Source organism: uncultured Kriegella sp. (assembly GCF_963975415.1).
GTDB lineage: Bacteria > Bacteroidota > Bacteroidia > Flavobacteriales > Flavobacteriaceae > Kriegella.
The window spans coordinates 733,969-748,152 of the sequence record NZ_CAXBGN010000001.1 but is presented as its reverse complement, the minus strand read 5'-3'; the positions used below and the strand labels follow the sequence as shown (position 1 = coordinate 748,152).

The following is a 14,184-nucleotide window of genomic DNA, read 5'->3' as shown; positions in this document are numbered from 1 at the left end:
TAATTCAAATGGCAAAAAGAAGAGATTTTATGAAGGCTTTGGGGCTAGGCTCCGGTACTTTTTTAATGAGCCCTATTACCCTATTTGGGAATTCTACGGAAGATGAAATTCAAAAATTCATTGCGAACAATGGAAAAGACCCCAAAGATTTTACTATTGATAAAGATGTTTATCATAAAAAAGAATATAAAACCGACATTTTAATTGCCGGTGGTGGTATGGCAGGTATTTGCGCGGCATTGGCCGCAGCAAGAAATGGAAGTAAGGTTATCTTGATGCAAGATCGTTCCCGTTTGGGCGGAAACGCAAGCTGTGAAATACGAATGCATATTTCTGGGGCAAGCCAGCTGAAGCAAGTATGGCGCGAAACTGGAATATTGGAAGAATTGGTATTGACCGAAGCGGTGACCAATCCGCAACGATCCTATGAAATGTGGGATTATGTCTTGTACGACAAACTAGTTTCGGAAGAAAATATCACCCTACTTCTTGATACTGCCCTGTACGATGCCGAAGTTGTCGATGGTCAGATTAAAAAAGTGTGGGGCCTTTGTTCCCCAACTGAGGAAATTTCGATTATCACAGCCGATTTTTTTGCAGATTGTACTGGTGATGCAACCTTGGCCGCTAAAGCAGGGGCAGAGTATATGAGGGGCAGGGAGGCGAAATCACTGTGGGGAGAATCACTTGCCGTTGATGTTGCCGACCAAAAAACAATGGGCAACAGTTTGTTGTTCATGTCTAAAAAGTATGATAAGAAAATGCCGTTTACACCACCGAAATGGGCAAGGAAATATACCACTAAAGATTTTATCCATAGAAATATACAGACCTATGAATATGGGTATTGGTGGCTTGAGTTGGGGGGCGAAATTGATATCGTGCGCGACGGACAACAAAATAGGCATGATTTAATGAGTGTACTCTTTGGAGTTTGGGATTATATCAAAAATTCAGGAAATCATCCCGATTCTGAGAATTGGGCATTGTCGTGGGTAGGAATGATTCCAGGTAAACGGGAAAGTAGAAGGGTTGTAGGTGACTATATCATGAAACAAGAAGATGTTCAGGGGGCCAAGTTATTTGAAGATCGTGTGGCCTATGGCGGATGGCCTTTAGACGACCATCCACCTGGAGGTATGGATACTACAGGAGAAGTACCCTATGTTTCTATTCCATTAAAGGGGCCGTACTCCATACCTTTCAAAACCTTGTACAGTAAGAATATTGGTAATCTATTGATGGCCGGTCGTAATATTAGCGTGTCGCATGTGGCCCTTTCATCGACCAGGGTAATGGCCACTTGTGCTACTTTGGGGCAGGCAATTGGTACCGGCATGTTCTATTGCAAACACAAGAATCTGCTTCCTTCCCAACTTGGCAATGATAAGACGCATATGGGGAATCTTCAACAAATATTGCTAAGGCAAGATCAAGCTCTTTTGGGCGTAGCTAACACCGACACAAATGATTTGGCAAAATCAGCGACGGTAAAGGCATCCTCTGAAACCGAAGATGGTAAGGCTGCCAACATACTTGATGGCATTAATCGAGAGATTAACGACGGCAAATCACACAAATGGTGCGGTGATATGAATAAAGGGAAACAATGGATTGAACTAAGTTGGAAAAAACCTGTAAAAATTAACACCGTGCAGTTGACTTTCGATACGGGCCTAGAGCGGTTTTTGCGTCTTTCCGGACAAGATTGGGTCAATGATCAACAGGTTAGGGGGCCACAACCAGAAACCATTGCTGACTATACCATTGAAGCCATCTTGTCAGATGGTAAAAAGATAGTTGTCGAAAACGAATTTAACTTTTTGAGAAGGGTCGAACACCGTTTTGACACTTTAGAGGTAAAAGCTATAAAATTGAACATACAAAAAACACATGGTGATCCTTTGGCCAAGGTTTTTGAAGTGCGCTGTTATCAGGAGTAGGAGCTATTATTTCTGAAAAAAGGCCACAGTTTCACCGTATGTTTTAAAGAAAATTTAAAAAAACATATTTTTTTGTCTATAAACGCAGAAGTGACTACTTATCTAAGTATAGAAGTGTTTTAGCAGTTCAAAAAATTGGGTTTTTAGGAAAATGGAATTCCCCTGATATAGTCTAAAATTGCGAATGGCTAAATAATAATAGATATGAAAAATAAGAAAACAACCAACATAGATTTCACTTCGCTCAGCGATACCGAAAAGGTTGCCTTGAAGGGTAAAATCTATAAGTCCGTTGACAGGTTGAAACAAAGAAGATTGCGTATTCGCTATGCAATGGGCACGGCTGCTTCGATTGCCTTTTTTTTAGCATTGGGCCTGTATTTTTTTAATAGTCCTGTCGAGTCTTCGATCACCGATTTTGTGAAGTCTGCCAAAAAAGTAGATGTTAACGCTTCTGACAAGGTGGTATTGATTCTTGACGAAGGTGAAAATGTCAAAATTGATGAAGACTCAACGGACATATCGTATTCTGCCACGGGACAAAAAGTAAATGTGGGAGGGTCTAAAGTTGTTGATCAGAGAGCTTCTTCAGAAAAGGAAACAGTGTATAACACTGTCTTGGTGCCCTACGGAAAACGATCGAACCTTAAACTTTCTGATGGTAGTATGGTTTGGTTGAATTCGGGTTCAAGATTAGTATATCCCACTGTTTTTAGAGGGGAGAAAAGAGAAGTCTATTTAGAAGGAGAAGCTATTTTTGAGGTGGCACATGATGCGAACCATCCGTTTATGGTGCTTTCCGAGAGTCAGGAAATTGAGGTTTTGGGTACGGTGTTCAATGTGAGCAACTATTTAGATGACAACCAAGTAAACACCGTATTAAAGAGTGGTAGTGTTCAAATTCGGTATAAGCCCGATACTGCGGGTGCTACTACGAACGAAATGAAAATAGCCCCTGGTACTTTGGCCAGTTACGATAAGAAAAATAAAACGGTTACTTCTGAAAAAGTGAATGTCGACCACTATTTTTCATGGCGAAAGGGGGTCTTCATCTTTAAAAACAACAATCTTGATCATATTATGAAAAGACTTGCGCGCTACTATAATGTGAACATTGAAATAGAAAATCAAATCTTGGCCGAAGAGACTTTTTCCGGTTATCTCGACCTGAGGGAAGACGTGGAAAAGGTTATAGGCATTATAAAAGAAACAACACCCTTACAATACACGAAAATCAACGAAAGAAGAATAAGTATTAACTAAAAAGCGGAGACTATATGATATAATGATCAACTAACCAATTTTAAAAAAAGCCAGAAGATGTTGGCCCATCTCCTGGCCGGAAAATTAACATGCCAAATACTTTGGCATTATTAACTCAACTAAAAACAAAATTATGAATAAAATCGTCAGTGGCCCTGCTCTCGGGGTCAAAAAGACACCGATATGTAACCTTTTCACCCTTATGAAAATATTTGCTTTGTTTATTTGTATCGGTCTTGGTTCGGTATATGCGAACAATACCTATGCCCAGACCAAAATAGATATAGATGTTAATGAGGTGACCTATGAAGAATTGTTCGAAGAAATTCAAGAACGCAGTGAATTCATATTTTTCTATAAAGATGAAGTGTTGGATGTAAATAGAAAGGTGTCTATTCGATTAAAAGAGGCAGAACTCTCTTCCATTCTAAATCAAGCTTTTCAAAATACAGATTTAGATTATAAAATTGACGACCGACAGGTGGTTATCAAGAAAAGACCCAAATCACCAGTTGGGGTCGACGGTACCAAATTGCAAAATGTTGTTCAGGAGTTTATGGTAGCCGGTACGGTTACCGATGGTGACGGAGTTCCGCTTCCGGGGGCCAGTATTGTTGAAAAAGGAACTTCGAACGGAACACAGACCGATTTTGATGGAAATTTTTCCTTGGCTGTTGATAATCAAAATGTTTTATTGACAGTGTCTTATATCGGTTTTGCCACTGAGGAAATATCGGTCAACGGACAAGAGAATCTAAAAATCGTACTTAAAGAGAGTGCAGCGGGTCTCGAAGAGGTTATTGTTGTGGGTTACGGCACGCAAGCTAAAAAAGATCTGACTGGTTCGGTAAGTGTTGTCGAGGGTGATGAAATTGCTGCACGTAGCACCACAAATGTTTCCAACGCTCTACAGGGAACCGTTGCTGGGGTCAGCGTTACAAGAAGTAATTCAGAACCAGGTTCTGGTAATGAAATACGGGTAAGGGGCGTAACCACATTACAGGGGGAAAGTGCGCCACTGATATTGGTAGACGACGTACCAGTTTCAAGCATCAATGATGTAAATCCAGATCAAATAGAAAGTATTTCCGTGCTTAAAGATGGGGCCTCTGCCGCTATTTACGGATCAAGGGCCGCAGCCGGCGTTATTATCATAACAACCAAAAGGGGTAAAAGTGGCGTCTTTAATATGGGGTACAGTGGTGAGTATATTATCAACACACCTACCGAAACAAGACAAACTGTAGGAGCAGTGCGTTATATGCAAATGGATAATGAGAAAGCATGGAACGACAATGGCAACGATAATAATGAATATCCTACTTGGTCAGAAGATCTGATTGCCAATTATCCTACAAATAGTGTTTTGAACCCTGATCAATTTCCCGATACGGATTGGCGCAGTTTAATACTTCGCAAATCAGCTACAGGGTACCGTCACAATATCTCTTTAAGTGGAGGCTCTGATAGATTGAAAACCAATGCGAGCTTCGGTTACGAATATCAAGATGCACTATATGACGGGCGCGATTGGAAACGTTATACCGCTAGAGTAAATAACGATATCAAGATTTCCGATAAAATGGGAGCCAATTTAGATTTCGCACTTAAGATAACGAGAGATGATCGCCCCACATTGGATCCAACGGAAAGAGCGATACGCTCAGCACCGGTTTATGCGGCTTTATGGCAAGATGGTAGAATTGCCGAGGGTAAATCTGGTGATAATGTTTATGCTGAATTACAGCAAGGAGGGTATAGCAATAGTGATACCTATCTGTTCTATGGGAAGGTTGGACTATTTTATAAGCCTATTGAGGATTTGAAAATATCCGTAAATATGGCACCGAATTTTCAATTCAACAAGTACAAGCTCTTCAATAAATCGATTCCTTATTGGGCCTTTAACGACCCGGAACAATTGGCCAATCCTAATTACATCTCGAGTCATAATGCCACACAAACTTATCTTAATGAGGTACGAACGAACGACAACACGTTGACTACCCAGGCCTTGGTCAATTATGATAAAATTCTAGGTAACCACAATATTAGTGGTGTTTTGGGGTATGAGGAATTCTCTGCGGAATATGAAAGACTAGACGTTAGGGGTACCGAGTTTGTCACTGCCGACTATCCGTTTTTAAACCAAGCTCCCGTCGATAAAGTTTTTGACGATGGATCTAGTATTTCAGAAAATGCCTATTCTTCCTATTTTGGTAGGTTGGCCTACAATTACAATAGCAAATATTATATACAGGGAACGGTTCGTCGAGATGGCTCTTCGCGTTTTGGTAAAGAGTATCGATGGGGTTCTTTTCCTTCGGTGTCTGCCGGCTGGGTTGTTTCAAACGAAGGGTTTATGGAATCATTAGAGTCGACAATTTCATTTTTGAAGCTTAGAGCTTCCTATGGTAGCTTGGGTAACGATCGTTTGGGTAATTACCTGTACCTCTCTGTACTGCAGTTCAGTAATACCTTAATTGCCAACGGAAACGACGTAGAGGCCGTGAGGTCTTCTGCACAACGATTTTTAGCGATTGAAGATGTAACCTGGGAAACCACTACATCATTGAACTTGGGTCTCGATTTGAACATGTTCGATAGCCGTTTATCGTTCACAGGTGATTATTTTAAAAAGGAAACGACCGATATGTTGCTCGATTTGAGTATTCCGGCATTCGGCGGCTATGATGATCCGACGGTAAATGTAGGAAGTATGGATACCGACGGATGGGAGATGTCTCTTTCATGGCGAGATAATTTAGGCGACGTTAAATACGGAGCCTCGGTTAATGTTTTTGATTCCAAATCGATCATTGGGGATGTCAATGGAAAACGTCTTTTTGATGGTAATATCCTTTCCGAAGAGGGTAGTGAGTTTAGGTCGTGGTACGGCTATCAATCCGATGGTATTTATCAAACCCAAGCTGAAGTAGATAACTCTGCGGTAACCAGTGACGTAGTGAGTCCGGGAGATATAAAGTACAAAGACATTAGTGGGCCTGATGGAATACCAGATGGCGTCATCAATGAATTGGACAAAACCATTTTAGGGGGGTCGTTGCCCAGGTACCAATATGGCGGTAACCTGAATTTGGAGTATAAGAAATTTGATTTTGGCCTCACTTTTCAAGGGGTGGGTGAACAGAATTTTTATCTGTCCCAAGGGTTTATTAGACCCTTTCAAGAAAGTTGGCAATCGCCTTCGTTCTTATATGCCAGCAGCTATTGGAGTACATATAACTCCACTGCGCAAAATCAAAATGCCAGTTATCCCAGGCTTTCCGAAAATGCGGTGGGAAACAATTATACTTTCTCCGATTATTGGCTGATCAATGGAGCATATCTTAGAATCAAGAACATTACTTTGGGGTATACCTTACCCACCGATATGCTGGGCGATAGTGGTTTTTCAAGACTACGGGTCTATATCGCGGGTAACGACTTGTTCACATTTGATAACCTTCCTAAAGGCATAGATCCCGAACAAGGTAGCGGATACCTGATCACCAAGTCTTTCTTAGTTGGAGTAAAAGCTAATTTCTAAACGTAAAACAATGAAAAATACTATATATAACATAATTGTCGGGATTGCTATTTTGCTGACCGGCTTTTCATGTACCGAGTTAGATCTTGTGCAGGAAGATGCGGCCAGTTCCGCTACTTGGTACCAAAATAAAGATCAATTCAGACAGTCGTTGAACGAGGGCTACCGTGAAGTTTTTTGGCCCACCGATGAATCTGCGGCCGGTCTTACAGATGACTGGCAACGGAGAGACGCATTAGATGCTATAAAGGCGGGTACGGTAAGTTCTGAATACAGCAAAGCGGAAGACGATTGGGAAAATGTATATAAGGCCATTACTCGAGTGTTGGTTGTTATCGAACAGTTGGAAAATCAAACTGTACTATCAGACGATGACACCGCGCTTTTTATGGGCGAAGCCAATTTTTTAAGGGCATCGTATTGGTCATACCTTATTTCCCATTATGGCGACGTTCCGTTTTATGAAAAGGAGCTTACCGTCGATGAATCTTTTGAAATGGGACGTACCGACAAGGCTGAAATACTCCAAAAAATATATGGCTATTATGACAATGCAGCACTAAATCTTCCAGTGTCTTACAATGGTTTAAAATACGCCACCAAAGGTGCTGCCTATGCCATGAAAGCTCGAATAGCACTATATATGGGCGATTTTGCCGTGGCCGCCGAGGCTTCCGAAGACTGTATGGACTTAGGAGAATATGAGTTGCACTCAGATTTTGCCGAGTTATTTCGTTCAAGCACTAAAAATTCGAACGAAACCATATTTCATATCCCTAGAAGTTCAGATTTAAATGTAATCAGGAACGATAATGTTAGAGATTTTCTACCTCGAAACCATGGAGGTTGGGGTGCAAGAAACCCTACTTGGGAACTCTTGGCTTCTTTTGAGTGTACCGACGGATTGCCCATAGACGAGTCACCGTTGTTCGACCCTCAAAATCCATTTAAAAATAGAGACCCCCGATGTAACATGACCATCGTACCCTTTGGCTCTTTGGAAGATGGCGATGGTTTGTCTTCGGCCGATGGATCCAATTTTATGGATATTGAATATACGCCCCATCCAGAGAAAAAAGAAGTACTCGATTTTGCTTCCGGTGATTTACGTCGAAATGACGATACGCCCTCAGTGGCCGCCTTTGCATCTTTCAACGGGTTGGCATGGAAAAAAGGCATTGACGAAGATTGGAAAGATTATCGCACCGATCCCGATTTGATTGTCATACGCTATGCAGATGTATTATTGATGTACGCCGAATCAAAGATCGAACTCAATCAAATCGACCAAAGTGTATTGGATGCTATGAACCAAGTACGGGACAGGGCTTACGCCAATTCAGGAATACCAAATCCTGAAATAGTAACTACCGATCAGACCGAACTGCGTTATAAGGTGCGCAACGAAAGACGCGCTGAACTAGCCTTTGAAGGGCGCAGGTATATGGACTTGATTCGATGGCGATTGGCACAAAAAGCACTGACCGGAAATTCTTATGGCATGCTCAACGTATCGACCGATGCAAATGTTGGGGCTGCGCCAACCGGGCCGTTGGTAGATGACGTGGTCGCACCAGGGCTTTGGTTTTGGGGAATGACCCCTGAGATAGGGGCAGATGGGCTTCCTGATTTTTCTGCGTTATTGAATGCAGGACTCTGTCGATCCCTGAATACAATCAATTTTCCCGAAAGACAATATTTATGGCCCATACCGGCGTCTGAACGCTTGTTGAATCCAAACCTCACACAAAATGAGGGGTACTAATAGATAGTTTTGAGTTTAGTTAGTTTTTGTAAAGCCCCGAAAAGTAATTTTCGGGGTCTTACAATGCATGAGCTTTAAAAATTTATAACTAGTGCAAATTTTAGAAGAGATGAAAAAAATAGTATTGTCGCTTTGGATACTGGTCTTGGCAATGGCCTCCTGTAAAAATCATGAAGAATCAGCCGTGGCACCCATGCAAAAGTCCGCAGAGGTTACGAGCAAAGACGGCGAAATCACCCAAGTTTCCGGAGATTTGAAAATAAGCGGGGTCTATCCGCATTTGACCACCTATGCCCACGGCAGATTAGATGGAACGTATGGCTTCGGAAACGAATGCGGTATCGGTGCCTTGGCCGAATGGAACGATAAGCTATACATGATCAATTATGCAGCACATCAGCCCAAAGGCAGTGAGCATAAGCTCTATATTATCGATGAGGATATGAATATGGAGATTTTTGAAGGCAGTATTGGAGGTACTCCGACCGCTAGAATGGTTCATCAAGAATCAAATCAGTTGTTGTTGGGCCCCTATGTTATTGATAGCACGGGAAATATTAGGGTGGTACCTTATAGTAGAATGGAAGGTCGCCTGAACGCCTATGCCCGTCATTTGAAAGACCCCGAGAATATGGTCTATATGTATGACATGGAAGGAATGCTCTATGAGTTGAATGTAAATACCTTGGAAGTGAACAAGCTTTTTGATGATCCGTTGCCCGGATGGCATGGAAAAGGAGGCTATACGAGTCAGGGTAGATTGGTGGTCTCCAACAATGGGGAACATGCCAGTGAAGGCAGGGTGACACATGATACACAAGACTGGGCGAACGAACACTATAAGTGGGAAGAAAGCTGGAAGGTGGAAAAGGAGGGCATATTTGGTTCGGATAATTTGGGTATTCTGGCTGAATTCGATGGAGATAATTTTAAAGTTATCGAACGCAGTCAGTTCACCGATATCACCACCAAACACGGTATTTACGCCGTTCCCAATGATGATTCTCCACTATGGGCCATTGGCTGGGATAAAAAGTCGCTTCGCTTAAAAGTGCTTGACCATGGTGAATGGCATACGTTTCTGCTTCCAAAAGCGACCTATAACAATGACCCTCCACATGGTTGGTTTACCGAATGGCCTAGAATCAGGTCGGTCGGTAATGATAAAATGATGATGGATATGCACGGAATGTTTTATGATTTCCCTGAAAGCTTTTCTGCATCGAACACGGCAGGCATTAAACCTATGGGGTCACATTTACGATATATTCCTGATTTTCTGAACTGGAACGGTCAAATTGTTCTGGCTACGGATGAAACCAGTATTCAGGGAAATCCCTTGGCTGGGCAACCACAATCTAATCTTTGGTTTGGCGATTATGAAGAATTGTCCGAATGGGGACCTTCATCGGGGTACGGAGCGGTGTGGTTAAAAGAAAAGGTATCCGCAAGAACACCCTCCGATCCTTACCTAATTTCCGGATTCGATAATAGAATTCTACATCTTCAAAATTCTGGTAACAGTCAGGCGACCATCACTCTTGAGATTGATGAAAAAGGGGATAATAGTTGGAAAAAACTTGCGACAATAACACTTAAAAAAGGAGAATATGCCAACCATATTTTCGATAAAGCCCTCAAAGCGGAATGGATTCGGTTAACTTCCGATAAATCATCTGAATTGACGGCAGCTTTTCATTTTACCGATGATAATTTAAAAGATGGTTCTGAAGGGGACCGTCTGTTCGATGCTTTGGCAGATATTGATTACACGGGAGCGGTAAATCATGCAAAACTGTACAGTAATAAAACTAATTTTAACCTTAGTGTCTATGCCGGTGCGATAGAGAATGGTAAATTCACGAAAAAAGAAGGTCTCGAGTTTACGAAATTCGATTTCCAATTTGTAAAGGGTATAAAAGATACGACTTCGCAAGAGGCCCTAACGATTGAAAGTGTTGGCTCGCAGGTAGATTTTAATAATAAAAAGGTTGAAAACGATGCGCTTTCGGAAAATGTAGATCGCCATGTTTGGTCAGAAGACAAGGCTTCAATAATCGTACATGCCGAAGAATATGATTTGAGGTTGCCAAAAGGAAAAGTTGATTATCAAGATATTTTACCTCCAGGAACTACACGGTTTCGAAGAGAAGTGGAATCGGAGCGTGAATTGGCCAATGTGGGCGGAACGTTTTACGAACTTCCCTTGTTCAAAGTGGGGCAGGAGCCACGATACAAAATGATGAGGCCAGTAGCTACCCATAACAAACAAATATCCGATTTTAATACGTGGAATGGTTTATTGGTGTTGAGCGGAATAAAGAATGAGGCATCCGATTCAAAACATATTTACCAATCGGATGACGGAACAACAAGTCTTTGGTTTGGTGGTATTGATGATTTGTGGAGTTTTGGAAAACCGGTAGGGCAAGGCGGCCCTTGGAAAGATTCAGTGGTGAAAGCAAATGAACCATCCGATTTATATTTAATGACAGGCTATGATAAGAAAACGCTTAAATTAAAGGCTGATAAAGATGCGAAAATTACGCTCTTGATTTATGTGAATCACTATCTTGACGAGCCAATGGAATATAAAACTTTTGAGGTGAAAGCAGGTGAGGAACTAACCTATGAATTTCCCGATGGTTTTAGCGCGCATTGGGCGCAAATGAAAATAGATAAAGACGCTACCGCAACAGCTTGGTTTGTATATGAATAATCAAAAAAATAAGAACATGAGATATTTGCTTTCAATTTTAGTACTAATGTGTTGTACCATAACGGTAGCTGCCCAAGACCTTTTGGTAGAAGCCGAAAGTTTTGACAATCCGGGGGGGTGGGTCGTTGATCCACAATTTGTAGAACAAATGGGGTCTCCCTACCTAATGGCACACGGCATTGGCAAAAAAGTCAAGAACGCTAGTACTGAAGTGACTTTCGAAAAAGGAGGACAGTACCATATCTGGGTGCGTACCATGAATTGGGCTCCCGGTGAATGGGACGCTCCTGGTCGTTTCAATTTAAAGGTCGGTGATTTGGCTTTTGATAAAACTCTGGGACTTCGTTCAGGCTGGGGTTGGGAATATGTAGGTAAAACTAAAATAGGAAAAAAGGAAAGTGTCGCTCTCGAACTCATCGACCTTACCGGTTTCAATGGAAGGTGTGACGCCATTTATTTTTCTACGTCTCAAAAAGAACCTCCTTCATCACCTAAGAAATTGGCTGAATGGCGTAAAACAATTACTGCCGAACCCAATGCACCTAAAGAAGAGAATACATATGACCTTGTAGTCGTTGGGGGCGGTCTTGCAGGTTGTGCTGCGGCTATTGCAGGTGCCGAACAGGGCCTAAAAGTAGCACTTATTCATGATCGCCCACTTTTGGGCGGTAATGCCAGTAGTGAGATAAGGGTGCATACCTTGGGTATTTATGGGCATTTTGAGCGCATTTTAAAGAAAATTGATACCGAGCATTACCCCAACGGTTCTGCAGAGGCCGAATTGGATCAAGTAAAACGGGATAATAATGTAAAAAGTTACGATAATATTGATTTGTTTCTGAATTGGAGGGCTTATGATGCCAAAGCGGAAGACAACACCATAAAATATGTTGATGCCAGACAGACCGCAACGGGAGAGCGGAAAAGGTTTACAGCTCCTTATTTTGTAGATTCTACTGGTGATGGATGGATCGGTTACTGGACAGGGGCCGAATTCTCGTACGGTCGCGAAAGTGTTGATACCTACGGGGAAGCTTGGGAAGAACATGGTGAACTTTGGAGCCCCAAAGAAGCCGATAATGCCGTAATGGGGTCTTCGGTATTGTGGGGTTCCAAGAAAACCGAGACACCACAACAGTTTCCAAAGGTGCCTTGGGCCAAGCCCGTGGCCAAAGAACATGAGGCCATAAATGGCGAGTGGTATTGGGAGTTCACACGAAACGATTTAAATCAAATAGACGATGCTGAAGAAATACGTGATCATATGTTACGCGCTATTTTTGGGTCATTTAGCAATGCGAAGCAAAATCCCGAGAACGATAATGTAGCTTTGGAATGGGTTTCTTATTTGGTCGGTAAACGGGAATCTCGAAGACTGGTCGGGGATCATATTTTTACTTTTAACGATGCCAAAGAAGGAACAAGGTTTCCTGATGCGGTAGTTATAGAAACCAGAGAGGTCGATGTACATTATCAGACCGTGCTCACCGATGAAAAGAATCCTGATTTTATTTCAAAGGCCCTTTTCTATAAAACCCCGGAATATTACATTCCATATCGAAGCCTTTATTCCAAGAATATCAACAATCTTTTTATGGCCGGGCGTAACTTTAGCTGTTCACATGCCGGTTTAGGCGGTCCTCGGGTTATGCGAACAACGGGTCAGATGGGTGCTGCCGTAGGTTTTGCCGCTGCACTCTGCAAAAAGTACGATGTAAACCCACGAGACATCTATAAGGGATATTTAGACGAATACCTAGATTTGATCGAAGAACAAAAATATCCTAAGATCCCAGAGTCAAAACAATGAGAATCGGCCTTGTGGGCATAGTGTTTTTTATGTTGGCCGTGTGCAGGGCGCAGATTGGGTCATCCATCCATACATTGTATGAGAACAATGAAAATGGAGTCTTGAAGCATCCCCCAGAGTTCTATTTGCTGGAATGGGAAAAGGACGGCAAGCTTCAGGAAAAAGAGACCCCCCTGTCGATTGTGGTAGATTCCATGGGGCGACAAGAAGTTCGTATGTTGGTCAATGAAGCGTCAAACCCTGTGCTGTACACATCGAATATCGAAACACCGGTGTGTGCAGATGGGGAATGCCGTTTAATGCACATTCGGTTGTATTGGACCCTCTTAGGGGAATATGCAGGTTTTGACCGTTTCCCCGGTCTTCCTTTGACGAAACATGACCATGATGAATTTTTACAGGCAGACTATCTTAAGTTACACCATTTGTTAAGTGATAAATTGTCTATACTGGAAAGAAGATCGATAGACGAACTTGTTGAGAAACCCAAACAACCTGAGGTAGAAGGTGCCGATGCCCTTTCTGGAGCCACAATAAAAGAAGTGAAGGAGTCCGTAGTCGGTGGGGCGCTCTATTCGTGTTATGTAGCTTGGCACTTGGTTCATGGCGCTATTAAAGAGGATATTAAAGAACATACCATGTCATTGATCAATGATGCTATGGTGAGGGAAATGTTAAATAGTAATTCTGTAGATTATCAAATGTTCGCATTGAACCAATTGGAAATGGAAAAGTATGCCGAACAGGTTGATCGAATAAGCGAAATTTTTGAATCGAGTATTCCCATGGTCCGCACTTTTATTATCAAAAACCTGCCCGATGTTTTTTGGAGTACCGAAAAGTTGCAACGCCCTTTTTGGAATAATTTTGCAAAAGTTGACATCAATAGCCGCAGTCTCTTGCTCGACCATTTGCAGTATGCGTCAAAAGACACATTAGAAGACTTGTCTTCAGAACTTAGCGTAATGACAAAGAACCAGCTGAGGGCCTATTTACAACATTTGGAAGAACACAAAATGACAAGCAAAAGCCTTCGTAAAAATCTTGAAGCTTTTTCAAAAAATGATTCTGAGAAGTATGCTTATCTTGTAGCACAATATTTGGAGGAATAATACAATTAATAGGAAGCAACAC

General features: G+C 42.0%; 7 protein-coding genes. All 7 read left to right on the top strand.

Translation table 11 applies throughout. The annotated features are described in order from the left end of the window. Positions 1 to 8: 8 nt before the first annotated feature. A complete protein-coding gene (locus tag AACZ88_RS03055; protein ID WP_339705984.1) occupies positions 9 to 1,943 on the top strand; it encodes an FAD-dependent oxidoreductase in 1,935 nt (644 codons plus the stop codon). A 204-nt stretch (positions 1,944 to 2,147) separates the two neighbouring features. After that, positions 2,148 to 3,206 carry a FecR domain-containing protein gene (locus tag AACZ88_RS03050; RefSeq protein WP_339705981.1) on the top strand — a complete coding sequence of 353 codons (1,059 nt, stop codon included), beginning with the start codon at positions 2,148 to 2,150 and terminating at the stop codon, positions 3,204 to 3,206. 133 nt (positions 3,207 to 3,339) lie between these two features. Then, a complete protein-coding gene (locus AACZ88_RS03045) occupies positions 3,340 to 6,756 on the top strand; it encodes a TonB-dependent receptor (protein WP_339705978.1) in 3,417 nt (1,138 codons plus the stop codon). Between the two features lie 10 nt (positions 6,757 to 6,766). Beyond that, the gene (locus AACZ88_RS03040; RefSeq protein WP_339705975.1) at positions 6,767 to 8,521 is read left to right on the top strand and encodes a RagB/SusD family nutrient uptake outer membrane protein; all 1,755 of its coding nucleotides are present in this window, start codon (positions 6,767 to 6,769) and stop codon (positions 8,519 to 8,521) included. A gap of 109 nt (positions 8,522 to 8,630) precedes the next feature. Further along, positions 8,631 to 11,240 (top strand): hypothetical protein, encoded by a 2,610-nt coding sequence (locus tag AACZ88_RS03035; RefSeq protein WP_339705972.1) that lies wholly within the window; start codon positions 8,631 to 8,633, stop codon positions 11,238 to 11,240. A 16-nt stretch (positions 11,241 to 11,256) separates the two neighbouring features. Further along, entirely contained in the window at positions 11,257 to 13,050 is a 1,794-nt protein-coding gene (locus AACZ88_RS03030; protein ID WP_339705969.1) for an FAD-dependent oxidoreductase, read from the top strand. Beyond that, positions 13,047 to 14,162: a hypothetical protein gene (locus AACZ88_RS03025; RefSeq protein ID WP_339705967.1), complete on the top strand. Its 1,116-nt coding sequence runs from the start codon at positions 13,047 to 13,049 to the stop codon at positions 14,160 to 14,162. Before AACZ88_RS03030 ends, AACZ88_RS03025 begins: the two co-directional genes overlap by 4 nt. Positions 14,163 to 14,184 lie beyond the last annotated feature (22 nt).